The organism is Amycolatopsis sp. NBC_01307 (genome assembly GCF_035975215.1).
In the GTDB taxonomy this organism is placed as follows: Bacteria; Actinomycetota; Actinomycetes; order Mycobacteriales; family Pseudonocardiaceae; genus Amycolatopsis.
Window position 1 is genome coordinate 3,367,888 of the sequence record NZ_CP108403.1, and the last position, 24,593, is coordinate 3,392,480.

26 protein-coding genes and 1 pseudogene are annotated in these 24,593 nt (G+C 71.9%); 12 read left to right on the forward strand and 15 right to left on the reverse strand.

From position 1 onward, the window contains the following. The first annotated feature begins 128 nt into the window (after window positions 1–128). Window positions 129–1,007, forward strand: coding sequence for an alpha/beta fold hydrolase (locus tag OG439_RS13950; RefSeq protein ID WP_326949778.1), 879 nt, complete (start codon window positions 129–131; stop codon window positions 1,005–1,007). 46 nt (window positions 1,008–1,053) lie between these two features. Here the strand turns inward: OG439_RS13950 and cobA are convergent, their stop codons facing one another. The 8 genes from cobA to rpmB form a co-directional block, all read right to left on the reverse strand. Beyond that, entirely contained in the window at window positions 1,054–2,274 is a 1,221-nt protein-coding gene (gene cobA / locus OG439_RS13955) for a uroporphyrinogen-III C-methyltransferase (protein WP_326949779.1), read from the reverse strand. A 52-nt stretch (window positions 2,275–2,326) separates the two neighbouring features. Then, entirely contained in the window at window positions 2,327–2,719 is a 393-nt protein-coding gene (locus OG439_RS13960) for an ankyrin repeat domain-containing protein (RefSeq protein ID WP_326949780.1), read from the reverse strand. Window positions 2,720–2,731: 12 nt separating this feature from the next. Further along, complete coding sequence (locus OG439_RS13965) at window positions 2,732–4,618, reverse strand: vWA domain-containing protein (RefSeq protein WP_326949781.1); 1,887 nt, start codon at window positions 4,616–4,618, stop codon at window positions 2,732–2,734. Continuing rightward, the gene (locus OG439_RS13970) at window positions 4,615–5,676 is read right to left on the reverse strand and encodes an ATP-binding protein (protein ID WP_326949782.1); all 1,062 of its coding nucleotides are present in this window, start codon (window positions 5,674–5,676) and stop codon (window positions 4,615–4,617) included. Before OG439_RS13970 ends, OG439_RS13965 begins: the two co-directional genes overlap by 4 nt. 91 nt (window positions 5,677–5,767) lie before the next feature. Then, window positions 5,768–6,022, reverse strand: a complete 255-nt coding sequence (gene rpsR, locus OG439_RS13975) for a 30S ribosomal protein S18 (RefSeq protein WP_326949783.1) — start codon at window positions 6,020–6,022, stop codon at window positions 5,768–5,770. Then, window positions 6,019–6,324, reverse strand: coding sequence for a 30S ribosomal protein S14 (gene rpsN / locus OG439_RS13980; protein ID WP_326949784.1), 306 nt, complete (start codon window positions 6,322–6,324; stop codon window positions 6,019–6,021). The genes rpsR and rpsN overlap by 4 nt, the downstream gene beginning before the upstream one ends. Then, window positions 6,324–6,491, reverse strand: coding sequence for a 50S ribosomal protein L33 (gene rpmG / locus OG439_RS13985; RefSeq protein ID WP_326949785.1), 168 nt, complete (start codon window positions 6,489–6,491; stop codon window positions 6,324–6,326). The genes rpsN and rpmG overlap by 1 nt, the downstream gene beginning before the upstream one ends. Continuing rightward, on the reverse strand, window positions 6,491–6,727 hold the full coding sequence (gene rpmB, locus OG439_RS13990; protein ID WP_326949786.1) for a 50S ribosomal protein L28: 237 nt from the start codon (window positions 6,725–6,727) through the stop codon (window positions 6,491–6,493). Before rpmB ends, rpmG begins: the two co-directional genes overlap by 1 nt. A gap of 78 nt (window positions 6,728–6,805) precedes the next feature. Here rpmB and mrf point away from each other — a divergent pair, with 78 nt between their 5' ends. The 4 genes from mrf to OG439_RS14010 are packed head-to-tail and all read left to right on the forward strand — an operon-like array spanning window position 6,806 to window position 9,511. Next, window positions 6,806–8,056: a ribosome hibernation factor-recruiting GTPase MRF gene (gene mrf, locus OG439_RS13995; protein WP_326949787.1), complete on the forward strand. Its 1,251-nt coding sequence runs from the start codon at window positions 6,806–6,808 to the stop codon at window positions 8,054–8,056. Next, the gene (locus OG439_RS14000) at window positions 8,053–8,307 is read left to right on the forward strand and encodes a type B 50S ribosomal protein L31 (RefSeq protein WP_247051989.1); all 255 of its coding nucleotides are present in this window, start codon (window positions 8,053–8,055) and stop codon (window positions 8,305–8,307) included. The genes mrf and OG439_RS14000 overlap by 4 nt, the downstream gene beginning before the upstream one ends. Beyond that, window positions 8,307–8,456, forward strand: a complete 150-nt coding sequence (gene rpmF / locus OG439_RS14005) for a 50S ribosomal protein L32 (protein WP_326949788.1) — start codon at window positions 8,307–8,309, stop codon at window positions 8,454–8,456. The genes OG439_RS14000 and rpmF overlap by 1 nt, the downstream gene beginning before the upstream one ends. Next, window positions 8,453–9,511 (forward strand): GTP-binding protein, encoded by a 1,059-nt coding sequence (locus OG439_RS14010; RefSeq protein WP_326949789.1) that lies wholly within the window; start codon window positions 8,453–8,455, stop codon window positions 9,509–9,511. Before rpmF ends, OG439_RS14010 begins: the two co-directional genes overlap by 4 nt. A gap of 78 nt (window positions 9,512–9,589) precedes the next feature. Here OG439_RS14010 and OG439_RS14015 read toward each other — a convergent pair whose 3' ends face one another. After that, entirely contained in the window at window positions 9,590–9,886 is a 297-nt protein-coding gene (locus OG439_RS14015) for a hypothetical protein (RefSeq protein ID WP_326949790.1), read from the reverse strand. 147 nt (window positions 9,887–10,033) lie between these two features. Here OG439_RS14015 and OG439_RS14020 point away from each other — a divergent pair, with 147 nt between their 5' ends. From OG439_RS14020 to OG439_RS14035, 4 genes are read left to right on the forward strand one after another with little or no spacing between them, the layout of a single operon-like run. Then, entirely contained in the window at window positions 10,034–10,468 is a 435-nt protein-coding gene (locus tag OG439_RS14020; RefSeq protein WP_326949791.1) for a MarR family winged helix-turn-helix transcriptional regulator, read from the forward strand. Beyond that, a complete protein-coding gene (locus OG439_RS14025; protein ID WP_326949792.1) occupies window positions 10,465–12,177 on the forward strand; it encodes an MFS transporter in 1,713 nt (570 codons plus the stop codon). Before OG439_RS14020 ends, OG439_RS14025 begins: the two co-directional genes overlap by 4 nt. Then, entirely contained in the window at window positions 12,174–12,914 is a 741-nt protein-coding gene (locus OG439_RS14030) for a dienelactone hydrolase family protein (RefSeq protein ID WP_247051994.1), read from the forward strand. Before OG439_RS14025 ends, OG439_RS14030 begins: the two co-directional genes overlap by 4 nt. 11 nt (window positions 12,915–12,925) lie before the next feature. Next, window positions 12,926–13,198 (forward strand): DUF6295 family protein, encoded by a 273-nt coding sequence (locus tag OG439_RS14035; protein WP_326949793.1) that lies wholly within the window; start codon window positions 12,926–12,928, stop codon window positions 13,196–13,198. Between the two features lie 61 nt (window positions 13,199–13,259). Here the strand turns inward: OG439_RS14035 and OG439_RS14040 are convergent, their stop codons facing one another. From OG439_RS14040 to OG439_RS14070, 6 genes and pseudogenes are all read right to left on the reverse strand, one after another. Then, window positions 13,260–14,675: a pyridoxal phosphate-dependent decarboxylase family protein gene (locus tag OG439_RS14040; protein WP_326949794.1), complete on the reverse strand. Its 1,416-nt coding sequence runs from the start codon at window positions 14,673–14,675 to the stop codon at window positions 13,260–13,262. Beyond that, window positions 14,662–15,993, reverse strand: a complete 1,332-nt coding sequence (locus OG439_RS14045) for an MFS transporter (protein ID WP_326949795.1) — start codon at window positions 15,991–15,993, stop codon at window positions 14,662–14,664. Before OG439_RS14045 ends, OG439_RS14040 begins: the two co-directional genes overlap by 14 nt. Window positions 15,994–16,027: 34 nt before the next feature. Continuing rightward, window positions 16,028–16,978 carry a sphingomyelin phosphodiesterase gene (locus OG439_RS14050; protein WP_326949796.1) on the reverse strand — a complete coding sequence of 317 codons (951 nt, stop codon included), beginning with the start codon at window positions 16,976–16,978 and terminating at the stop codon, window positions 16,028–16,030. 22 nt (window positions 16,979–17,000) lie between these two features. Next, window positions 17,001–19,016: pseudogene (locus OG439_RS14060) on the reverse strand (neutral/alkaline ceramidase). A gap of 152 nt (window positions 19,017–19,168) precedes the next feature. Continuing rightward, window positions 19,169–20,194 (reverse strand): LLM class F420-dependent oxidoreductase, encoded by a 1,026-nt coding sequence (locus tag OG439_RS14065; protein ID WP_247052000.1) that lies wholly within the window; start codon window positions 20,192–20,194, stop codon window positions 19,169–19,171. 9 nt (window positions 20,195–20,203) lie between these two features. Next, window positions 20,204–21,121: an oxygenase MpaB family protein gene (locus OG439_RS14070; protein WP_326949797.1), complete on the reverse strand. Its 918-nt coding sequence runs from the start codon at window positions 21,119–21,121 to the stop codon at window positions 20,204–20,206. A gap of 85 nt (window positions 21,122–21,206) precedes the next feature. On the opposite strand from OG439_RS14070, the gene OG439_RS14075 reads away from it, so the two are divergent. The 3 genes from OG439_RS14075 to OG439_RS14085 all read left to right on the forward strand — a co-directional run bounded on the left by OG439_RS14075 (window position 21,207) and on the right by OG439_RS14085 (window position 24,578). Next, the gene (locus OG439_RS14075) at window positions 21,207–21,803 is read left to right on the forward strand and encodes a TetR/AcrR family transcriptional regulator (protein ID WP_326949798.1); all 597 of its coding nucleotides are present in this window, start codon (window positions 21,207–21,209) and stop codon (window positions 21,801–21,803) included. 59 nt (window positions 21,804–21,862) lie between these two features. Beyond that, window positions 21,863–22,648, forward strand: coding sequence for an IclR family transcriptional regulator (locus tag OG439_RS14080; RefSeq protein WP_326949799.1), 786 nt, complete (start codon window positions 21,863–21,865; stop codon window positions 22,646–22,648). 106 nt (window positions 22,649–22,754) lie between these two features. Then, a complete protein-coding gene (locus OG439_RS14085; RefSeq protein ID WP_326949800.1) occupies window positions 22,755–24,578 on the forward strand; it encodes a glycosyl transferase in 1,824 nt (607 codons plus the stop codon). Window positions 24,579–24,593 lie beyond the last annotated feature (15 nt).

Genomic DNA, 24,593 nt, shown 5'->3' on the forward strand with positions numbered 1-24,593 from the left:
CCGCGACCACCCGCCATTGGCACGGTGTCAATTGAACTGTGATCCCGTGCGGTCCGCCACTGTGCCAACGTGGTCAGGGGATGCTTTCCTGGAGGAAGGTGACCACGACACGGGGAGGACGGTGGGACATGAGCCCGGCCAGCAGCGCGACCCTGATCGAGCCGGAGCCCCCGGCCCCGCCCGCACGGCGTTCGTCCCGCCCGATCGAGCTCACCGGCTCGTTCGACCACGAGGGGCACCGGCTCTGGTACACCGAGTTCGGCAGCGGCGACAAGGTCGTCGTGCTGACCCACGGCATCATGCTCACCCGCCGGATGCACGCGCCCCTCGCGCGGCGGCTGGCCCGCGCCGGGTTCCGGGTGGTCACGCTGGACCTGCTCGGCCACGGCGACTCGGACCGCCCGACCGAGTCGTGGCTGTACTCGATGCCGTCGTTCGCCGAGCAGACCCTGGCGCTGCTGGACCACCTCGAGGTCTCCGCCGCCGTGATCGGCGGGACGTCGCTGGGCGCGAACGTCTCGCTCGAGGTCGCGGTGTCGGCCCCCGAGCGGGCGCGTGGGCTGATCGTCGAGATGCCGGTGCTGGACAACGCGATCGTCGCGGGCCTGTTCACCTTCGCGCCGCTGCTGATGGCGGCCCGGTTCCTGCCGGTCACGGTGCAGGCGGTGGCCTTCGGGGCCTCGCTGGTCCCGCACGGCAACCAGTGGGTCGACGTCATCACCGACACGCTCTCGCAGCGCCCGGCCCCGATGGCGGCCCTGCTGCACGGGGTCCTGTTCGGCCGGATCGCGCCGCCGAAGTCGGTGCGCCGCAAGATCACGACCCGCGCCCTGGTGATCGGCCACCAGGGCGACCCGATCCACCCCTTCGGTGACGCGGACACCCTGGCCGTCGACATGCCGGACGCGGAGTTCGTCCAGGCCCGCAGCCCGGTCGAGCTGAGGTTCGACCCGACCCGCCTGTCGGACGCGATCCGCGACTTCGCCGCGAGCTGCTACGAGGACTGAGGCTCGGGTCGTGAGTGGTAATGAGGGTTAGAACCCGCATTACCACTCACGAGGGCCGCGGCAGACCCGCGACCGGGCCGATCACGATCACCGCGGGCGGGCGGACTCCCGACGCGGCCGCGTCGGTGACCACCGTGTCCAATGTGGACCGCAGGGCGCGCTGGGTGCGCATGGTGCCGTCCTCGACGATCGCCACCGGGGTGTCGGCCGGGCGGCCGCCGTCGAGCAGGGCCTTGGCGAACTGCGGGAGCCGCTCGACGCCCATCATCAGGACGATCGTGCCGCGCATGCGGGCCAGCAGGTCCCAGTCGACCAGCGAGCGGTCGTCGCCCGGGGCGACGTGACCCGAGACGACCACCACCTCGTGGGCGACGCCGCGGTGGGTCACCGGGACGTCGGCGACCGCCGGGACCGCGAACGCGCTGGTGATGCCCGGGACCATCGTCACCGGGACGCCGGCCTCGGCGCAGGCCAGCACCTCCTCGAAGCCGCGGCCGAACAGGTACGGGTCGCCGCCCTTGAGGCGGACGACGAACTTGCCCTCCTTCGCGCGGTCGATGAGCGTGCTGTTGATGACGTCCTGGCTGGCCGCGCGGCCGTACGGGATCTTCGCCGCGTCGACGATCTCCACCTCGGGCGCGAGTTCGTCGAGCAGCTCGCGGGGCGCCAGCCGGTCGACGACGACGACGTCGGCGCGCGCGAGCAGCCGGCGGCCGCGGACGGTGATCAGCTCCGGGTCGCCCGGGCCGCCGCCGACCAGCGCGACGCCGGGCAGGGTGCCGTCCGGGTGCGGGCGGCGGCCGTCTTCGACCGTGCCCGCGTGCAGGCCGTCCAGGATCGAGTCGCGGACCGCGGCCGAGCGCAGGGGCTCACCGCCGGAGAGGACGCCGACCAGCAGCCCGCCGTGGCGGCCGGACGCCGGGGTCACGGCGCTGCCGGACTCGCCCTCGTCCGCGCGGACGCAGAACACGCGCTCGCGCTCGGCCTCGGCGCAGATCGCCGCGTTGACCTCGGCGTCGTCGGTGCAGGCCAGCGCGTACCAGGCGTCCTTCAGGTCGCCTTCGGAGTAGCGGCGTTCGTGCCAGACCAGCTCGCCCGCGTCCACCATGCCCTGCACCGACGGCGTCGTGTGCGGGGACACCAGTTCCACGCGCGCGCCCGCGCGGATGAGCCGGGGCAGCCGGCGCTGGGCCACGGAACCGCCGCCGAACATCACGACGCGGCGGCCCGTCAGCTGGAGGCCGGAGAGGTAGTGCGGGTCGTCCATTCGCGGGAGTTTATTGACGGGGTGGGTCAGCACCAGCCGGGCGTGCGAAGAGTCACCGTTCGAGCAGTGTGAGCAGGTTGGTGTTGCCGAACATCTTCGCCGTGTCGATCGCCGACGGCTGCCCGGCGCGCGGGTCGGCGCCGCCGTCGAGCAGGGCGCGCACGACGGCCGGCTCGTTCTTGAAGACGGCGCCCGCCAGCGGGCTCTGGCCGCGGTCGTTCTCGCGGTTCGGGTCGGCGCCGCGCTCGATCAGCGCGGCGACCGTCTCGGCGTGGCCGTGGTAGGCGGCCAGCATGACCAGCGAGTCGCCGCTGTCGTTGGTGAGGTTCGCCGGGATTCCCCGGTCGACGTACGCGGCCAGTTCCGCGGTCCGGCCCTCGCGTGCGAACCCGAAGATCTTGGCCCACAGCGCCAGCATCTCCGGGGTGATCTCGTCGTCACTCATGCGGTGAGGCTCTCACGAAACCCGGAACACCGGCCCGCGCGCGACGAACGGCAGCCGGGCGCCCCGGGGCACCAGGTACGCGTGCTCGCGCCGCGGCCGGACGTGGTCGCACAGCGCGTCGGTGATGATCAGGATCGGGCCGTCCGGCGGGAAGTCCGGCGCGCGCTGCAGCAGGTCGACGCCGGGCTGCAGGATCGTGCCGCCGCGCCCGCGCACCTTGACCCGCCCCGCGATGTCCTCGACGGCGAGGTAGCCGGCGTCGTAGGCGACGGCGTCGCAGAACACCACGCGCGCCGCCGGGACGTCGCGCGCGGCGGCGTAGGACGCGATCGCGCCCAGCGCCTTGCCGAGCAGCTCGACGTCCATCGAGCCGGACGTGTCGAGGACGACGCCGAAGGTGACGCGCCGGTCGAGCTGCTCGGGCCGTACCTTGCCGGGGCGCGGGATGTCGGGCGTCGACGACTGGCGGCGCGACGCCCGCGCGTAGCTGCGCACCGGCAGCTCGACGCGGACGTGCTCGTCGAACCAGCGGGCCAGCTGCGCGTCCCAGGGCAGCGGCGGGTGCTCCAGGGCCCGGATCTCCTGCTCCAGCCCGGCCGGCAGCAACCCGCGGCCCTGGTTGTGGTGGTAGGTCAGGCCCTGGGTGAGCGCGCGGCGGTAGAACTCGTCGAGGTCGACGCCCTGCACGCGGTCCGTCCACGGCATCGGCCGCGGCTCGGCGCGCCGGGACGACCGGCGCTGTGTCGCTTCGGGCTGTGTGAGCCAGTCGCCCAGGACGTCACCGGCTTCCCGGCTGCCCAGGGTCTGCAGCTTGCGGGCGCGCCGGAGGTCCGTGGTGAGCGTGTCGTAGACCGACTCGGCGGACAGGCCCGTCAGCTGCGGGTCGTGCAGGGCGTCCTCGGGCAATACACCGACAGCCATCGCGACCAGCCAGCCGTTGATCACGTAGTCGCAGGCGACGTTCCACAGGTACGGGTCGCGGCCGAGCGCGCGGCGGTCGTGGCGCAGCGCGGCGTGCAGCATCTCGTGCGCCAGCACGAACCGCCACTCCCCGGCGGTCAGCGGCGCGTGCGGGTTGACGTAGATCTCGCCGTGCTCGGCGTCCACCGCGGCCACGGCGATGTCCCAGGCGCGGACAACCTCGGCGTCGGCGATCAGGGTGAAACCCGCGGCCATCGCGCCGAGCAGCGGGAACGACGAGACGAACCAGGCCAGCGCGCGGTCCCACTCCCCCAGCGCCCGCCGGTGGCGGGTCTGGCCACGCGCGTCCGCGGCGCGTTCCATCGCCTCGGTGGCCGAGGCGATCAGGCCGCGCGCGAACCGCTCGGTCCACGGCTCCGGCTTGCCGTTGTACTGGACGTGCCAGCGGCTCTGGGGTGGTCCGAGCCGCAGGCACGGCCGCGCGCCGCCGGTGCCGAGCCCCGTGAACGCACCGGGGACGCCGGTTTCGCGCCACGCGCGGGTCAACGAGAGTTCGTCGCCGCCCGGAAGTTCCGGGAGCAGCACGGTGGGTTCGCCGACGTGGACCGCCTCGGCGAACCGGTGGACGGCCACGCAGCAGGCGGCGCCGTAGGACGCGTCGATCTCGCGGCCGGGCGTCACGGCCTCGGCGTCGGTCAGCGTCTCCTCGTCGAGGTGGCCGAGGCCGAGGTGCAGCAGCAGGTGGGCGAAGACCCACGCCCACTCCACGGGCTCGGCGTCGCGGGCGCGGTTCGCCGTGATCACCCCGCGCTCGCTGACGACGGCCCAGCTGCCGACGCCGGTCAGGCTCTGCGTGCCGAGGCTCGCGCCGCGCGTCAGGTGGTCGAGCACGGTGTGCTCGCGGGCCAGTGCCCAGCCCGCGTCGATCGCCTTGGTCCGGCGTTCACGGCGCTTGGCCTCGGCCTGCGCGGTGCTCACGCGCGCGCGTCCACGAGCCGCGGCAGGTCGCGGGCGGCCTCGACCAGGAACCACGACGGCAGCCGCGGGTGGCCCGCCTCGTCGTCGGCGATGACCAGCTGGGCCATCTCCAGGGAGATCTCGGCCAGCTCGACGAGCAGGCTCTTCGCGCGGAACGCGAACTGGCGCACCGCGGCCGACGCGTGCCGCTTGTCCGCGGGCAGGTCCTTGACCAGCCGGGCGCGGAACGTCTCGGCCAGGAAGTACAGCAGGTCACGATCGCCGGGCTCGGCGGGCCAGCGGGCGTCGCCCTTGAGGATCGCTTCGAGGTCGAAGGCGTGCCGGACGACCTTGAGGTACGCGCGGAACGAGCCGGCGTGCTGCGGGGTGAGCGTCGCGTACGCCAGCAGCGCGATCGTCTCGTCACCGGCGGCGTCGCCGTAGGAGTGCAGCAGGTCCGAGAGCATGTGCCAGGACCGCGGCGTCGAAAACGGCTCTTCGGTCTTCGGCGGCGGGCTCCACAGGTGGTCCGGGCGCTGGGTCAGGTAGTCGACGACCGACGGGTGGATGTCGTGGCCCGTCGCCCAGGTCAGCCAGTCGGCGGGCGAGGCGCGCAGGTGCACGTGGACGAGCCGGTTGACCAGCGCGGACGCCATCGGGCGCGCGAGGGCCTGATCGGTGGCGCGGTTGCCGGCGCCGATCACGACCGAGCCCGCCGGCAGCTCGTACGAGCCGATCCGGCGGTCGAGGATGAGCGAGTAGAACGCCTTCTGGACGTCGGGCGCGGCGGCGTTCAGCTCGTCGAGGAACAGGCAGTACGGCTCGTCGCGGGCGATCTGCTCCGGCGGGCAGAAGCGGCTGCGGCCGTCGACGATCTGCGGGACGCCGATCAGGTCCTCCGGCGCGAGCTGGGTACCGAGCAGCGAGACGCAGTCGAGACCGAGCGACGCCGCGAATTCCCGCACCAGGGACGACTTCCCGATACCGGGCGCGCCCCACAGGAACACCGGCCGCACGACGGCGGCGGCGAGCAGGACTTCGGGCAGCTGGGCGGGCGTGACCGTGAGCTGGGCGTGCACTACGCGGACCTCCTGATGTCAGGACATCCCGTGTGACGCCCCCTTTCGCAGGCTCATGATCGCGCGCCGCCCAGCCGAGCGCACCTGGTTTTCAGCTGGCGCGTCCCGAAGCGGGGTAAGGCAGCAGAGCCATCTCCCGCGCGTTCTTGATCGCCGTGGCGACCTGTTTCTGTTGCTGCGGCGTCAACCCCGTCACCCGGCGGGCGCGGATCTTGCCGCGGTCGGAGACGAACTTCCGCAGCAGGTCGACGTCCTTCCAGTCCACGTGGGTGATCCGGTGCGCGTGCAGCAGGTTCACCTTGCGCTTGCCCGGGCGGTCCCGGGTCGGCTTCGGCATCCGGCTCACCAGCTCGACTTCGTGACGCCGGGCAGCTCGCCGTGGTGGGCGGCCTGGCGCATCTTCACCCGGGACAGCCCGAACTTGCGCAGGTACCCGCGCGGGCGGCCGTCGGCCACGTCCCGGTTGCGGATCCGCGTCGGGCTCGCGTCGCGCGGCAGCTTCTGCAACGAGACGACCGCCGCTCCCCTGTCGTCGGCGGACGACGACGGCGACGCGATGACGGCCTTGAGCGCGCGACGGCGTTCGACGTACCGGGCCGCGATCACCTTCCGCTGCTCGTTCTTCGCGATCTTCGACTTCTTCGCCATCAGCGCTCTTCCTTGAACTCGACGTGCTTGCGCGCGACCGGGTCGTACTTGCGCAGGACCATCCGGTCCGGGTTGTTGCGGCGGTTCTTCTTCGTGACGTACGTGAAGCCGGTCCCCGCGGTCGACCGCAGCTTGACGACCGGCCGGATGTCGGTGCTCTTCGCCATCAGAACTTCATCCCCTTCGCCTTCAATTCGGCCACGACGGCCTCGATCCCGCGCTTGTCGATCGTCTTCATCCCCTTGACGGAGACGCGCAGCCGCACCCAGCGGCGCTCGCCGGGCACGAAGTAGCGGCGGTTCTGCAGGTTCGGCTCCCACCGCCGGGACGTACGGCGGTGCGAGTGCGAGACCTGCTTGCCGTACCCCGGCTTGCGGCCGGTGACCTGGCACACGGCGGACACGGACCCTCCCGAGTTGATAGTGGTTGTCGTTTTCATCTACTCTACGCACCGTACCCCGCCCGTATTCCTGGAGCCCATGTGACCCACCCACCCCGCGTCCCGCTCGTCCTCGTCAGCGGTCTCGCCCCGGGACCGAACGCCGAACTCGCCGAGCTGCTGCGCGTCGCCGAGCCCGGCACCGCCGTCGTCCACCACGACCTGCGCGACATCCACTCCGGCGTCGTCCGCCGCCGCCTGCGCCTGGAGCAGCGCGACCAGCTGACCGTCCTCGAACTGGCGCACGGCTGCGTGTCCTGCACCCTGCGCGAGGACCTGCTCCCGCTGCTGCGGCGGCTGGCCCGGATGCCGCAGGTGCGCCGGATCGTCGTCCGGCTCGACGAGGCGATGGAGCCCGAGCCGGTCAGCTGGGCGATCCGCAACGTCCTGGTCGGCGACCACCCGGTGCACGACGACGTCGACCTGCGCGCGGTGCTCACGGTCGTCGGCTGCGCGACCTGGCTCGCCGACGCGACCGGCGACGACGCCCTGGCCGAGCGAAACCTGCAGGCCAGCCCGGAGGACGACCGGACCGTCGCGCAGGTGGCGCTGTCCCAGGTCGAGTTCGCCGACGTCCTCGTGCTGGCCGGCGCGGCGACCGACGCGTGGGGCGCGGCCAAGGCGTCCGCCGTCCTCGACCGCGTCGCGCCGTCGACCCCGCGGGTCGAGCTGAGCCGCGTGGACGGGCACAGCGTGCTCGACGCCGTCCCGGCCGACGCGCGGCGCGGCGAGGTCACCGACATGCACGGCGCCCTGCTGCGCGGCCAGCCGCCGTTGCACGCCGACTGCGGCATCGGGCTGGTCACCTTCACCGCCGAGCGGCCGTTCCACCCGCAGCGGCTGCACGACGCGCTCGACGTCCTGCTCGACGGCGTCGTCCGCACCCGCGGCCGGGCCTGGGTGGCGAGCCGGCCGGACGTCGCGTTCTGGATCGAGTCGGCCGGCGGCGGGCTGGGCATCGGGCACGCCGGGCCGTGGCTCGCCTCGCCGGACGGTCCGGAGTGGACGGACGTCTCCCCCGAGCGCCGCACCCTGGCGTCGCTGCGCTGGCACCCGGTGCACGGCGACCGCGCGCAGGAGCTCGTCGTGGTGACGGACCAGACAACGCCCGACGAGATCGACGCGGCCCTGCGCGGCGCTCTACTGACTGACGAGGAACTGACAGCCGGCCCCGAGGCCTGGGAGCGCTACCCCGATCCGTTCGGGGACTGGCACGAAGAACCCTGCGAAGACACCGAACCCGACCCGGCGCGGCACGACGCGACCGCGGCGAACCGAAAGGAAGACCAGTGAAACCAGGCATCCACCCCGATTACCACCCCGTGGTCTTCAAGGACTCGTCCACCGGCGACGCGTTCCTGACCCGCTCCACCGCCACGTCGGACAAGACGATCGAGTGGTCCGACGGGCAGACCTATCCCCTGGTGACGGTCGACATCAGCGCGTGGTCGCACCCGTTCTGGACCGGCACCCAGCGGATCATGGACAGCGCCGGCCAGGTCGAGAAGTTCCACCGCCGCTACGGGAAGCGGGGTACGCGCTGATGGCCGTCCCCAAGCGGAAGAAGTCACGCAGCAACACGCGCGCCCGGCGGTCCCAGTGGAAGGCCGCCGCGGTGGACCTGGTCCCGATCAAGGTCGACGGCGAGACGAAGCTCGTCCCCCGCCGGCTGATCCGCCACTTCCACGCGTGAGCGTCCCGGTCACCGTGCTGTCGGGCTTCCTCGGCGCGGGCAAGACGACACTGCTCAACCACATCCTCGCCAACCGCGACGGCCTGCGGGTGGCGGTGATCGTCAACGACATGAGCGAGGTCAACATCGACGCCGCGCTCGTGCGCTCCCAGGAGCGCCTCGTCGAGCTGACCAATGGGTGCATCTGCTGCACCCTGCGGGAAGACCTGCTCGACGAGGTGGCGGCGCTGTGCGCGGACGACCGGTTCGACCACGTGCTCATCGAGTCGAGCGGGATCTCCGAGCCGATGCCGGTGGCCGCGACGTTCACGTTCCTGGACGAGGTGGCTCGCCTCGACACCATGGTGACGGTCATCGACGCGGCGAACTTCGCCCGCGAGCTGGCCACCGGCGACTCCCTCGTGGAGCGCCGGCTGGACCAGTACTCGGGCGACGAGCGGACGGTGAGCGACCTGCTGATGGACCAGGTCGAGTTCGCGGATGTGCTGCTGCTGAACAAAACCGACCTCGTGTCGCCGGACGAGGCCGCGCTGCTGGTGGCGGTGCTCCGCCGGCTCAACCCGGCGGCCGACGTCGTGACCAGCAGCTTCGGGAAGGTGCCGCTCGGCCGGGTCTTCGGCACCGGCCGCTACGACGTCCTGCGCGCGCAGGAGGCACCGGGCTGGGTCGCCGAGCTGAACGGCGACCACGTGCCGGAGACCGAGGAGTACGGCATCTCGAGCGTGGTGTTCCGCGCGTCCCGGGCCTTCGATCCGCCGCGCCTGTGGGACTTCGTCGCCCGGCGGCTCGACTCGGGCGAGTTCGGGACGGTGTTGCGCTCCAAGGGTTTCTTCGCCCTGGCGTCCCGGCCCGGGGTGACCGGCCTGTGGTCCCAGGCCGGGACGGTGGCACGGTTCGAACCCCAGGGCGTCGCGCCGGAACCGAGGCAGGAGCTGGTGTTCATCGGCGTCGACCTGGCGGGCGACGCACTGCTCGGCGCGCTGCGGGAGTGCCTGGGTGACGTGGCGAGCGGCCCGGACCCGTTCCCGGAGTGGGAACCCGTCCACGTCCACTGAGCCTTCTGCCGCGGCTTGTCGTGAGTGGTAAGTAGGGTTCTAACCCTCCTAAACACTCACGACGAGGCGGCCGGGCGTTCAGTGGTCGTCGTAGTGGTCTTCGTGCGGGACGTGGCGGTGGCCGTCGTGGAGGTAGTCGACGTGCTCGCCGTGCGGGACCGCTACGTGGCCGCAGCCTTCGCCGTGGACGTGGTCGTGGCCGGTGTGCGGCACGTGGCCGGCGATCTCGCACTCGTCGAAGTGCCCGTCGTGCGCGCGGTGCAGGTGCCCCTCGTGCGCGTAGTCGACGTGGTCGCCGTGCGGGACCGCGGCGTGCCCGCAGCCTTCGGCGTGGACGTGGTCGTGGCCTGCGTGCTCGACGTGCGGGATCGTCATCGGCGGTTCCTCCGGGGAATGCGTTCGGCTGCATATGTCCACTTCGGACGCTAACACCGGGTGACCGCGATGACCGGGCGAAAGCTCCCGGCTCACCCGATAGGTCCGAGTTGATCAACCCAGGTTTATCAGTCTAGGTTGACGAACGTGACGGACGAGGAGCTGCTCCAGGCGAGCACCGACCTGCGCGTCGCCCTGGGCCGGCTGGTCCGGCGGCTGCGTCAGGGCTACGTCGTCGGCGAACTGACCCTGCCCGAACGCTCGGTGCTCTCGCGGCTCGACCGGGAAGGCCCGGCCACGCCGGGGTGCCTCGCCGACCTCGAACGGGTCAAGCCGCAGGCCATGGGCGTCACGCTCGCCGGGCTGGTCGAACGCGGCCTCGTCGAGCGCCGCAAGGACGACAGCGACGGCCGCAAGGTCCTCATGTCGGTGACCGACGCCGGCGTCCGGCTGCTCACCGACCGGCGGTCGGTGACCACCGAGCGGATGGCCACCGCGCTGGCCGAGCGGTTCACCGCGGCCGAGCAGCGCAAGCTGATCGCCGCGATCCCGCTGGTCGAGCGGCTGGCGGACGCCCTGTGACCGGCACCGGAACCCAGGCGAACCGCTACAAGTGGGTCGCACTGTCGAACACCACGCTCGGCGTGCTGATGTCGGCGCTCGACGGCTCGATCGTGATCATCTCGCTGCCCGCGATCTTCCGCGGCATCGGCCTCGATCCCCTCGCCCCGGGCAACATCGGCTACCTGCTCTGGATGATCCTCGGCTACCTGCTGGTGCAGGCCGTGCTGGTGGTGACGCTCGGCCGGCTCGGCGACATGTTCGGCCGGGTCAAGATGTACAACCTCGGCTTCGTCGTCTTCAGCGTCGCCTCGGTGGCGTTGTCGTTCGACCCGTTCCACGCCGGCGGCGGTGCGCTGTGGCTGATCGGCTGGCGGGTGGTGCAGGCCGTCGGCGGGTCGATGCTGACGGCCAACTCCGCGGCCATCCTCACCGACGCCTTCCCCACCGAGCAACGCGGCATGGCGCTGGGCGTCAACCAGATCACCGCGCTGGCCGGGCAGTTCCTCGGCCTGGTCGTCGGCGGGCTGCTCGCCGAGATCGACTGGCGCGCGGTGTTCTGGGTGAGCGTGCCGTTCGGGCTGCTCGGCACGATCTGGTCGATCCGCAGCCTCCGCGAGGTCGGCACGCCGAAGCGCGCGAAGGTCGACTGGGGCGGCAACATCACCTTCGCCGCCGGCACCGCGATCCTGCTCGCCGCGATCACCTACGGCATCCAGCCCTACGGCGGCGCCGCGACCGGCTGGGGCAACCCGCTGGTGCTGGGCGGCATCGGCGCCGGGGTGCTGCTGCTCGTGGCGTTCGGCCTCATCGAGACCCGCGTCGCCGCGCCGATGTTCCACCTCGGGCTGTTCCGGATCCGCGCGTTCGCCGCGGGCAACATCGCCGCGTTGCTGACGTCGGTGGCGCGGGGTGGCATGCAGTTCATGCTCATCATCTGGCTGCAGGGCATCTGGTTGCCGCTGCACGGCTACGACTACGAGCGGACGCCGTTGTGGGCGGGCATCTACATGCTGCCGCTGACGGTCGGGTTCCTCCTCGCCGGCCCGGTGTCCGGGTACCTGTCCGACCGGTTCGGCGCCCGGCTGTTCTCCACCGGCGGGCTGCTGCTGGTCGCGGCGGCGTTCCTGGGCCTGCTGGCGCTGCCGGTGAACTTCCCGTACCCGGCGTTCGCCGCGCTGCTCGTGGTCAGCGGGATCGGCCAGGGCATGTTCTCCGCGCCGAACACCTCGGCGATCATGAGCAGCGTCCCGACCGAGCAACGCGGCGTCGCCTCCGGCATGCGCGCGACGTTCCAGAACTCCGGGACGTCGCTGTCGATCGGCGTGTTCTTCTCGCTGATGATCGCCGGGCTCGCCGGGTCGCTGCCGCAGACGCTCACCAGCGGCCTGCAGGCCCACGGCGTCGCGGCGAACGTCGCCGACGGCGTCGCCCAGCTGCCGCCGGTGAGCACGCTCTTCGCGGCGTTCCTCGGCAGCAACCCGGTGGGGCACCTGCTCGGCCCGGACGTCCTCGCCGGACTGGCGCCGGCCGACCGGGCGACGCTGACCGGCGGGGACTTCTTCCCCCAGCTGATCTCCGGGCCGTTCCACCACGGCCTCGTGATCGTGTTCACCGCCGCCGCGGTGATGGCCGTCGTCGCCGCGGTGGCGTCGGCCTCGCGCGGCGCCCGTTATTTCCACCAGACCCCCGAACCCCAGACCCTCGAAGCACCGAAGGAGAACCGATGACCGACGAACTCATCGCCGGAACCGTCACCATCACCGGGAACGGCGGCGACGAGATCGAGGCCTACGCGGCCAGGCCCACCGACGCCGCGACGCGCGGCGGGGTCGTGGTGATCCACCACATGCCCGGCTACGACGCGTCGACGAAGGAGATGGTGCGCCGCTTCGCCGCCGAGGGCTACAACGCGATCTGCCCCAACCTCTACACCCGCGAGGCACCGGGCGCGGACCCGGACGACGCGGCCGCCACCGTCCGCGCGGCCGGCGGCGTCCCGGACGACCGCCTGGTAGGCGACGTCTCCGGCGCGGCCGACTACCTGAAGGCCCTGGAGAACGCGAACGGCCGCGTCGGGGTCATCGGGCACTGCTCGGGCGGGCGGCAGGCGTTCCTCGTCGGCTGCTCGATCGACGTCGACGCGGCGGTGGACTGCTACGGCGCGTTCGTCGTCAACGACCCGCCGGAGGCCATGAAGTTCATGAAGCCGTTGCTGGGCAAGGCTTCGGAGCTGTCCTGCCCGCTGCTGGGCATCTTCGGCGCCGACGACAAGTTCCCGAGCCCGGACGAGGTCGCCGTGCTCGCGGCGGAGCTGGAGAAGCTCGGCAAGGAGCACGAGTTCCACACGTACGCGGACGCGGGCCACGCGTTCTTCGCCGTCGACCGGCCGAGCTACCGGCCGGAAGCCGCGAAGGACGGCTGGGAACGCATCCTCGACTTCTACGCCCGCACGCTCAGCGCCTGAGAGGACCCGCCATGTGCACCTACCTCACCGAGAAGTTCGCCCTCGAAGGCAGCGGCAAGGGCGCCCGCGGCTGGTTCCGCCTGAACGAGGGCACGGTCTACGTCGACCACCCGGTCCACGCGCCGTACGCGCACACGGTCAACATCGACTTCCGCAATCCGGACCTGGGCGCGTCGGCCCGCGTCGCTCTGGAGCTGACGGAAGAAGACGCCCTGGCCCTGGCGGACGCGATCGTCGCCGCGGTCAAGTCCGCCCCCGCGGGCCTCGCCTCCCGCAACCAGTAGCCCAAAGCCGTGAAGGCCTCCTTACCGGCCATAAGAGCCGGTAAGGAGGCCTTCACGGCTTTCACGGCGTGTAGAGGGCGCCCAGGAACTCCAGGAGGAGGCGCTCGCGAAGCGGGGCGGGGGCCGTGGCGAGGAGCGCGTTGATCGGCGCCATCCGCTCCGGGAGGCCTGAGGCGCCGCCTAGGCCTGCGGCCGCCAGCAGGCCTGCGAACTGTTCCGACGTCAAGGTTGCCGGGTCCAGGGCGGCGACGAACTCCGCCACCGCCGGGTCGATCAGCACCGGGCCTGACGCGCGGGCCGCGTCCACCGACGCGGCCAGGTCCGTGAGGAATTCCTTCTCGCTGCCGTTGTTCGCCGCCGTGACCGTGAGGTGCAGGTTCGCCGGGGACGCCTCATGAGCGAACTGCGGCTGGACGTACCAGCCGCGCGTCTTCATCTCGTCGGCCACCGTGAACAGGTCGAAGCCGTCGTCGCCGGTGAACGCGATCAGCGTCGACACCGGGTCACCGAGGATCCGCAGGCCCGCGATTTCCGCGACACCAGCCCGGATCCGCGACACCGCTTCGCGCGTCGAAGCGGCCAGCTGAAGGTAGCCGTCGTCGCCCAGGTGGCGGACCACCGCCCACGCCGCGGCCAGGGGGCCGCCCGAGCGGGTGCTCTGGATCGTCGTGTTCAGCATCGTGTAGCCCGGCCAGCCCGCGCTCGCGAAGTAGTGCGTCCGCCGCAGCTCCGCCGACGCGTGCAGCAGCACCGACGTCCCCTTCGGGCAGTACGCGTACTTGTGCAGGTCCACCGAGATGCTCGTGACGCCCGGGACGCGGAAGTCGAACGGCGCGACGTCGGCGCCGAGGCGCGCGAAGTACGGCAGGACCCAGCCGCCGATGCAGGCGTCGACGTGCATCCGGACGCCCCGGGCAGCCGCCGCGGCCGCGATCTCGGGAACCGGGTCGAGGACGCCGTGCGCGTACGACGGCGCGCTCGCCACCACCAGCACCGTCGAGTCGTCGATCGCGGCAGCCATCGCGGCCGGGTCCGCGCGGAACGTCACGGGGTCGACCGGGACGTCGATCCGGCGCAGCCCGAACAGGTGCGCGGCCTTGTGGAACGCCGCGTGCGCGGTGGTCGGCAGCACGATCGACGGCGCGGCGATCTCCGGGTGCGCGTCGCGCGCGGCCAGGACCGAGAGCAAGCACGACTCCGTGCCCCCGGACGTCACCGAACCGACGACGCCCGGGACGTCGCCGAGCAGCCGGGACGCCGCCGCGACGAGGTCGTTCTCCATGCGCAGCAGGCTGGGGAACGCCGTCGGGTCGAGGCCGTTGGCCGACGACGCCAGCGCGTGCGCGGCGGCCCCCAGGGAGTCCACTTCGGACAGTCCGCTGTCGTAGACGTAGGCCAGCGTGCGGCCGCCGTGCGTCGGCAGGTCACCGGCGCGCAGTTCCCGCAGCGCCGCGAGGACGTCCTCAGGCGGGTTCATGACGCGGCTCCAGCGGTTCCCGGGGCTCCAGCACCGAACGCCGCAGCAGCGGCAGGGCCAGCGCGATCAGCACGCCGGGGATGATCGACGAGCCGAGCAGGATCGCGACGATCGCGCTGTGCGGCTGGTCGGTCGTCGCGTCGGTGCTCGAGACGTACCCGCCGAACGCCAGGATCGCGCTCCACAGCCCGGCGCCCAGCGCGAGGCCGAGCGTCTCCCCCGCGGTCCACACGCCGGCCGCGATCCCCGCGCGGGTCTCGCCGGTGCGCTCCTCCTCGGCCGTGATCAGGTCCGGGAGGATGGCCAGCGGGAACACCGAGATCCCCGCGTAGCCGACGCCGCAGAGCGCGACGAACACGAGGATGATCACGAGCGGCAGCGACTGGGCGAGGATCAGGCCCAGCAGGCCGATCGCGAACGCCGCCGTCGCGATGCGGAAGCCGTTGAGCTTGCCGACGCGGGCACCGAGGCGCGGCCACAGCGGCATCGTCAGCAGCGCCGGGCCGACGAAGATCACGAAGATCACCGTGCCGTAGCCCTCGCTGCCGAGGATGCGCTGGGCGAAGAACGGGATGGCCGCCAGCACCGTGCCGATGCCGAGCGCCTGAATGAAGTACGTGCCCAGCAGCCAGCGGAACGGCCGCCACCGCGCGATGGTCCGCGAGAGGTCCTTGAAGCTCACCGTGTTCGGCCGCAGCGACCCGACCGGCGCACCCTTGAGCCCGAAGTAGACCAGCAGCGTCGCGGCCAGCACGATCAGCCCGATCACGATGGCCATCACGCGGTAGCCGGCGACCCCGCCGATGCCGGAGGTGATCGCCGGGGCGCCGCCGCCGCAGATCAGGATCGTCACGGCCAGGACGCCGATGCGCACGCTGGTGAGCTTCGTCCGCTCGTCGGCGGACTCGGTCAGCTCGGCCGGCAGCGCGTTGAACGGCACCTGGAACACCGCGTAGGCGGTCGCGCAGGCGGTGAACAGGATCGCCACGTACAGCGCGTCCGGCAACGGCGACCCGAAGCCCGGGTGGGCGAACATCAGCGCGAAGAGGATCGAGACACCGATGCCGCCGATCAGCAGGAACCGGCGCCGGCTGCCGGTCTTCAGCAGGTTCGCGTCGGACATCCGCCCGGCGATCGGGTTGAACAGCACGTCCCAGGCCTTCGGGACGAACACGATGACACCCGCCGCCGCGGCGGGCACGGCCATCGTGTCGGTGAGGTACTTGACCAAGATCAGGCCCGGGACCGTGCCGAAGGACCCGGTGACGAACGAGCCGAGCGAATACCTGAACCGCGTCCGGCCGGACAGCGTCGTCATGGTCCTCCTCGAAAAGCGGATTCCGATGAGGCGATCAGTAGTGGATCTCGGCCAGCACCGGGTAGTGGTCGGAGGGAATCGTGCCACCGTCGTAATGCACCAGCTGTACCGGCCCGACCTCGGCGCGTCGCAGCGAGCCGACGTAGTCCAGCGAATCGCGGTAGGTCGCCGGGACGGACTTCGCCGCGTCCGGGTTGGTGACGGCGTCGAAGCTGTACTCCCCCGCTCCCGCGGTGCGCAGTGTCCCGCCGAGCACCGCCTCGCCCTGCTCGGACTGGGAGCGGCCCAGGGCGTCACGGCGGCCCTGCCCGGCCCAGTACTCGATGTTGAGGTCACCGGCGATCGCCACCGGGTCGGCTGCCGGGACGTGCGCGGCGGCCAGGTCGCGCAGCTCGCCGAGCTGCGCCATCCGGATCTGGTGCGCCTTCGGCAGGGTGTCGGGGGCTTCGTCGGCCTGCAGGTGTGTGCCGGCCAGCCAGAGCACCTTGCCGTGGGCGAAGATCCGGACCAGCGCCGCGCCCTTGTTGGACAGGTAGTCCGCGGTGCCGGAGTAGGAGCTGCGGTAGACGAGCTGGTGCTTCTCGGTGATCGGGTACTTGCTCAGCACCGTGACGCCGCCGTTGACGACGATCGGCGAGTTCGAGCAGTTGCCGCTCACCGACGTCCAGCCCGGCGACGTCGAGCAGGACTGCCCGACCAGCGGCGTCTGGAACGGGTAGGCGTCGATGAGCCGGTCGCGCAGCCCCTCGGCCTGGGAGCTGAAGGCTTCTTCGAGCACGACGACGTCGGCGGCCTTGGCTCGGATGACGCGTTCGGCGGCCTGGGCTCGGGCTTCTTTGTCCGAGGTGTTCGGGTTGGCGATCCACGGCAGCTGCCACAGGTTGAAGCTCAGGACGGACACGCTCGCGGGCGCGGCCTGAGCGGGCGCGGTCACGAGAGCGAGGAAAGCGCAGACGACAGCGGCGAGAATGGCGGTTCTCCGCACGACAGCGGTCCTTTCGGGAGGTTCAGGAGACGACGAAGGCGCGGGAGGTCCCGCTGAGCTGGGCGATGGCGCCGGTGAGGCCGTGCTTCCAGGCTCCGAAGTGGACGACGCGGAACTTGCCGACCGGCGTGTTCGCCGGGATGTCCCAGGTGACCTCGGCGCGCGACTCGGACACGAACGTCCGGGTCCAGCGGAACTTCGTCGCCCAGTCGCCGTCGTCGGCGTAGCGGACCCAGCGGCCGTCGACGTACCGCTGGATCTCCAGGAACGTGCCGTCGCGGCGCAGGTCGTTCTTCGGGTGGCCGGTCACGAAGGCGACCGCTACCTGGTCGCCACGCCGGTAGCTGCTTTTCGCGTCGGTGACGACGTCGCCGAAGCTCTTCAGCAGCGGCGCGCTGTCGAAGACGACGCCGGGCTGGAAGTTGATGAGCTTGCCGCGCAGGTCACGCGGGACCGGCCCGTGCGGGACTGACGAGCCTGCCTTCATCGCGGCGGCCAGCTTCCCGAACTCCTGCTGGTACGCGGGCAGCGTGTAGCGGCCGAAGAGCGTCGACGCGCCCTCGTACTGCTGCGAGTCGTACTCCTCCGGCGTCGTGACGTACTGGCTGTAGGCGTTGGAGTAGCCCTGCATCAGGACGTTCTCCAGCGGGACGCCGAGTTCGGCGGCGACCGTCTGCCGGATCCGCAGGCCGGCCACGATCGTGTACTCCGCGGGCCCGGCGACCAGGTGCAGCTGCCCGATCCGGACGATCTGCAGCGGCAGCACCTCGGGCGCCCACGGGTAGGGCTTCATCGCGCCGAACGGCACGGCGACGACCTTCGGCGCCTGCGCGTCGGCGAGGGCCTGCGGGATCGGCGCGTCGATGCCGCCGAGCCAGTCGATGAACGGGTTCTTGACGCCCTCGGGCAGCGGCAGTCCCGGCCCGTCTTCAGTACTACCGGCCAGCATCGAGACGCCGATGGCCGCGGTGCACGTCCGGTGCGGACGGCCGTCCGGGGTGAACCTCGGGTCGACGTCGACGGCGGACATGTCCACGTAGGTCATGCGGTGGTCGACGCCGCCGGTGACGGACTCGCTCGCGGCGTCGAACGCGCGTTTCGCCGCCTGGAACTGGAGTTCGCCGATGCGCTGGGTGTTCTGGAACTCCGTCTCGGGCGTACCGGGCTGGAGGTTCAGGTTCGGTGTCATGTCGCCGGAGTTGGTCTGGGCGAACGCGGCGACGAACCCCGGCGGGCCGTCGAGGTAGCGGACGCCGGCGTGGTCGTGCTCCCATGTGTAGGCGGCGTAGCCCTTGTTGTCGGTGCTGATCAGGTGGTTGCCGTTGCTCATCGACGTGCCGTGCGTGGCGAACCAGGTGATCGCGCCGACGTCCTTGCCGCCCTGCCGGAACCGCAGCACGGTGACGGCCGGGTCGATCGAGAGCGGGAAGTGGCCCTTGTCCGGGTTCAGCTCGAAGGCGACCCTCGATCGGTTGGCACTCGCCTCGGTCAGCTCGGTGCGGCCGAGCGTCAGTTCGCCGGGCGCGAGGGTGTCGTGCGCGTGGCCGATCGCCTCGACGATCCCGGCGACGACGGCGTCGTAGGTCTGCTGCTGGAACCCGAGGATCGACAGGTCGTAGGCCGCGTAGTGCGAGTCGCCACCGCACGCCGAATGCGTGTGGGTGGCGTTGAGCAGCACGTTCTGCTCGGTGTAGGTGTTCCCGTACTTCCGCGCCAGCTCACGCAGGACACCCTGGTGGACCGATTGGAACAACGCGCCCAGCTCGGCGGTGACGAAGACGATCCGGTTGGTCCCGTCGTCCACGACGTACGCGCGCGCTCAGGTCCGCAGGTGGATACCGGCGGTCTGCTGCTGTGGCAGCGAGTAGCCCATCATGCCGTTCTCGGCGGCGGGCCCGGTGACGTCGCCGAGCCCGACGCCGACCCTGAGCGCGGCCTCGGCGGCCGCGGCCGGTCTGGCGACCGCGGTGGCGAAGGGCAGAGCGGCGAAGGGCAGCGCGGCGGCTCCGGCCAGGACGTGACGACGACTCACCCGCATACGATCTCCCGACTAACGTGAACGTGATTCGCGTTAGTTCGGGACCGTACGTGACCCCCGCCACCTCGGCAACCCGGCAGAAGTGCCGCCACGGAAAGCCGTGAAGGCCTCCTTCCCGGCCGTAAGAGCCGGGAAGGAGGCCTTCACGGCTTTCAGCCCAGGGCGTCGGCGATCTTCTCCAGGGTCGCCGCGTCGCCGCGCAGCAGCAGCTGCGTGACCACCGTGTCTTCCCACGCCTTCAGCTCTTCGCGGATCTTCGCCGCCGGCCCGATCAGGGAGGTGTCCTCCACCAGGGACGTCGGGATCGCCGCGACGGCTTCCTCCTTGCGCCCGGCCAGGTACAGCTCCTGGACCTTGTCCGCGACGTCCTCGTAGCCCAGCCGCGCGAAGACGTCGTGGTGGAAGTTCACGCTCTTCGCGCCCATGCCGCCGATGTAGAGCGCGAGCGACGGCTTGATCCAGCTCGCCGCTTCTTCGACGTCGTCGTGGACGATCACCGGGACCGACGCGGGCACCTCGAACGTCTCCAGCGTGTGCCGGGCGCCCGGGCGCGCGAAGCCCTCTTCGAGCGCGGCCTTATAGAAGTCGTTGCTCTTGGGCGAAAAGAACAGCGGGAGCCAGCCGTCGCAGATCTCGGCGGAGAGGGCGACGTTCTTCGGGCCCTCCGCGGCCAGGTGGATCGGGACGTCGGCGCGCAGCGGGTGCACGGTCGGCTTGAGCGCCTTGCCCAGCCCGGCACCGCCCTTCAAGGGGAGCTGGAAGTGCTGCCCGTCCAGGGTCACCGGCGCCTCGCGGGCCAGCACCTGCCGCACGATGTCGATGTACTCGCGGGTGCGCGCCAGGGGTTTCGGGTACGGCTGGCCGTACCAGCCCTCGACGACCTGCGGGCCGGACGCGCCGAGCCCGAGCACGAACCGGCCGCCGGACAGGTGGTCCAGGGTCAGCGCGCTCATCGCCGTCGCCGTCGGGGTGCGCGCGGCCATCTGGACGATGTTCGTGCCGAGCCGGATCCGGCTGGTCGAGGAGCCCCACCAGGCCAGCGGCGTGAACGCGTCCGAGCCGTAGGCCTCCGCCGTCCACACCGAGTCGAAGCCGAGCTCCTCGGCCTTGAGGACCGCCTCCAGCGCACCCGGGGTGGGCCCGCTGCCCCAGTACCCGACGTGGAATCCCAGCTTCACGAAGACCTCCTAGACGTTCGGCGCGTAGTGCTCGGGTTTGCCGCGCTCGGACAGCGGCGGCAGGTTCCTGGGTGGAGTCTCGACCACGGCGGCGTCCGGAGCCACCTCGCCGCGGACGCGGCGCCAGCCGGCCCGGGCCCGCGGGTGGTAACGCCGGTCGTGCGGCACGAGCGTGAACACGGCGTTGATCAGCTTCCCCACCCGGCGGTGGCGGCGCGCGTCGCGCTCGGACCAGCGCAGGCCGAGCCGGTCGCGGATCTCGCGGTCGTACAGCCCGGTCGTCAGCCAGACGAAGTTGCGCGCGACCAGCACGCTCACCGGCCGCCAGAGCGCGTCCGGCAGCCAGGGCAGGAACGGCGGTTTCGCGATCCCGGCGAGGTCGAGGACGTCCCGGGTGGCCTTGTTGTCCTCCAGGACGTCGGCGCACATGCGCTTCCAGTAGCGCTGGAAGTCCTCCCAGCTCTCCGGCACCGGCCGCATCGTCATGTCGTACATCCGCCACCACGTGACGTGCTCGTCGAACAGCCGCCGCTTCTCGGCCTCGCCGATGCCACCCATGAAGTGGTCGGCGATGAGGATCGTGCTGACGAAGAACGTCGAGTGCGCCCAGTAGTAGGTGTCGGGGTCGAGCGCGTGATAACGACGGCCCAGCGCGTCGATCCCCTTGATCCGGTCGTGGTAACCACGGACTTCCAGCGCGGTCCGGTGCGCGCGCGGGCCGTCGTAGACGACCCCGCCGATCGGGTAGAGCGAGCGGAAGAGGCGCTGCCAGCGCTCCTCGAAGAACCGGGAGTGCTGCTCGACGCCGGCACCGAGGCCCGGGTGCATGTTCTGCATCGACCCGGCCCACAGCGCGATCAGCAGGCCACGCCAGTCGCCGAAGTACTTCCAGGTCAGAGACTCGGGACTCAGCGGTTGGGGGTTCATCGGCGGCTCCTCGTCGAGTCTCAACTGACTACGGCTGTTGTCAGGCTAAGATCTGACAACACACGTAGTCAACCGAGGAGCGGATATGCCGGGCCGGACCTGGGCGGGCACGACGCTGGACGACCGGAAGGCGCTCCGGCGCGAGCAGCTCGTCGCCGCGGGCCTCGCGCTGCTGGGCACCGAGGGCTCGGCCGCCACCAGCGTGCGCGCGGTCTGCCGGCACGCGAAGCTCACCGAGCGTTACTTCTACGAGAGCTTCGCCGACCGCGAGGAGCTCGTCGCGGCGGTCTACGAGCACGTCGGCGAGCAGGCGCGCCAGGCCCTGGTCGACGCGGTGCGGGACGCGCCGAGCCCCACCTCGCGCGCCGAGAACGCCGTGCGCGCGTTCGTCGAGCTGATCGTCGACGACCCCCGCAAGGGCCGGGTCCTGCTGCTGGCCCCACTGACCGATCCCGCGCTGACCCGGCGCGGCCTGCACCTGCTGCCGGTGTTCACCGCCGTGGTCGGCGAGCAGCTCTCCCGCGGTGACGAGACCGAACGGCAGCTGGTCGCCGTCGGGCTTGTCGGCGCGTTGAGCAACGTCTTCATCGCCTACCTCGACGGCTCGCTGAAGGTCTCGCGCGAGCGGCTCGTCGCGCACTGCGTGAAACTCGTGCTCGGCGCCGACGACCTGGCCCGCTGACGCCACCGGCCTCACCTCCGCCCGCTGACAGTCCCGCGAAGATCGGGCACACTCAACCCATGCGTACCGCTGGGCGGAACGACGGCGCGAGCGGCGACGGCCTCGTCGCCGCCCGGCTCGCCGCGCTCCTCGAAGCTTTCCGGCCGGGCGACGAGTCACTCGGCGTGTCCGAACTGGCCCGGCGGACCGGGCTGGCGAAGACGACCGTCCACCGCCTCGTCGGCCACCTCGCCGACACCGGCCTGCTGACGCGCGAGGACGGCGCCGTGCGGCTCGGGCTGCGGCTGTTCGAAATCGGCCAACTGGCCTCGCCCCGGAGAGGACTGGTCGAAGCGGCCCGGCCGTACCTCGCCGATCTCCGGGAGGCGACGCGCAACACCGTCCACCTCGCGATCCTGGAGGGCACCGAAGTCGTCTACCTCGACGTCCTGCGCGGGCCGGACGCGCCGACGCTGCCCTCGCGCATCGGCGGCCGGTTCCCCGCGCACGCCACCGGCGTCGGCAAGGCGATCCTCGCGTTTTCCGCGGAATCCGTCGTGAACAAGGTCATCGACGCCGGATTGCCCCGGATGAGCCCGAAGACGATCACCGCGCCCGGGCTGCTGCGCCGTCAGCTCACCCGGATCCGCGAAGAAGGGATCGCGTTGGAACGTGAGGAATCGGGCGTCGGCGTGGTGTGCGCGGCCAGCCCGCTGCTCGACGCGCGCGGCGTCGCGGTGGCGGCCGTGTCGATTTCGGGCTGGGCCAACCGGATGCGGACCGAACGGGTTGCTCCCGCCGTCCGCACGGTCGCACTGGCGTTGACCCGGACGCTGTCGGCCTCCACAGCGGACAGTCGGAAATAATCTTGCAGGACAAGGCTTTTTGATCTCCGCGAAGATCTCTAGGCCGTCCGGATGACGTGACCTCCCCGAGCTGTACGGGCCATCCGCGGCGACTACGATCCGTCCAATGGCCCAGCACAGCTGGGGGACGACGTTCTCGGGCCGCTCCCCCGCGACCCTTTCCGAGCAGCCCGGCACGCGTGCCTCGGCCGCGCACCGCCTGCTGTCCCTCGACATCGTGCTGGCGCTGCTGGCCCTGGCCGGCGGCCTCCGCGTGCTCTACCTGGCCGCCACCGCACCGGCCCTGCCGTCCGAGGCGGCGACCGTCGCCCACGCGTACGCGCTCGGCCACCTCACGCCGTTCACCGACGCGGGCGGCGCCGGGCTCAGCCGGTTCGGCTGGCTGCAGCTGTCCGCCTACACGATGGTCTCCGACGCGTTCGGCCGCTCGGCCACGGCGCTGGCGGCGGTCCGCGAGACGATGCTCGTGGCGGCCGTCATCGGCACGGTCCTGCTCTGGTTCCTGGCCCGCCGCCTCGGCCTGACGCGCTGGGCGGCCACCGCCGCGGTGCTGCTGGTCGCCGTGTCACCACTGGCCCTGGGCCTGCAGCGGCTGGTCGTCGTCGAGCACCTGGCGGCGGTGTGGGCGCTGGGCGCGCTGGTGCTGATCACCACCCCCGAGGCCAAGGTCCGCCACGACGTGATGGCCGCGGTGTGCCTGCTCGCGGCCGTGCTCACCTCACCGCTGGCCCTCTTCCTGCTGCCCGCCGCCGGCTGGCTGCTCATCCGCCGGTCACCGGTCCGGGCGGCGCTGGTGGGCGTGCTGCTCAACCTCGGGCTGGGTGTCGCGTTCGGCCCGGCCGCCGCCGTGCTGCGGCCCCACCTCGCCGCCGCGAGCCGCCCGTCCGTCGCCGACTGGGTGGCGCTGGACCCGGCGTGGGCGGTGCTGTCGGCCTTCGCGCTCGTCGCCGCGCTGGCGGTCGCCGCGCTGCGGCCGTTCGCCGTATCCGGCCTGCTGCTCGTCGCGATGCTGCTCGTCCCGGGCGTGCCCGACACGGCGGTGCTCGCGTTGCTGCTGCCGGTGACCCCGCTGCTGGTGGCCGGGATCGCCCAGGCCGTCACCCGGCAGCGCCGGGCCGCGCACCACGCGTCGGGCGGCAGCCGGACCGGGCTCGTGGTGGCCGCGACCGCCTTCGTCCTGGTCGTGGGCGTCGGCTGGGCGTACGGGTTCACCGAGCTGAAGCCGGCCCCCGACCGCAGCGGACCACTGACCGACGCGCAGGGATGGTTGCGGGACAACGCTTCCAGCGCCCGGCTGCTCGTCGACGACGCGGCCTGGGCCGAGCTCGCGAACGCCGGCTGGCCCACCGGGATGATGGCCGCGCCCGCCGCGTGCGCGGCCGTCTGCCCGACCGCCGAGTGGGCGGTCTTCGCCGGGGACGGCGCCGAGCTCCGGCAGCGCTACCCCGCTCTCGACAGCGCTCTGACCGACGCCGGGACGGTGGCCGTGTTCGGCTCCGGCGACCAGCGCGTCACGGTGTCCCGCCTCGACCTGCCCCCGGCCGACCCCGGCGCGTCGTCGGAGGACTCGGCCCGGGCCCACGCCGGGGCCGCGCTGGCCGCGTCCACCCGGCTCGCCGTCAGCCCGGACGCCGCCGCCGAGCTGCGCGCGGGCCGCGTCGACCCCCGGCTCATCGCCACGATCGCCGCGCTGGCCGCCCTGCAGCCGGTGCGGATCACGGCGTTCCCCGAAGTCCCCGGCGAAGAATCCGCCGGACAGCCCCGCCGCCGCGTGCAGTTCGCCGGCGGCGAGGACGGCGTGGCCGCCTTCTACACCGGCCAGCGCGACCTGTTCCGCCCCTCGTCCGTCGCCCGGACCCGCGACGGCGTGCTCGTCACCTACCCGTTGTTCGCACCCTCGGGACTGCTCGTCCCGTTCTCCTCCCCCTGAATCCCCTCGAAAGGT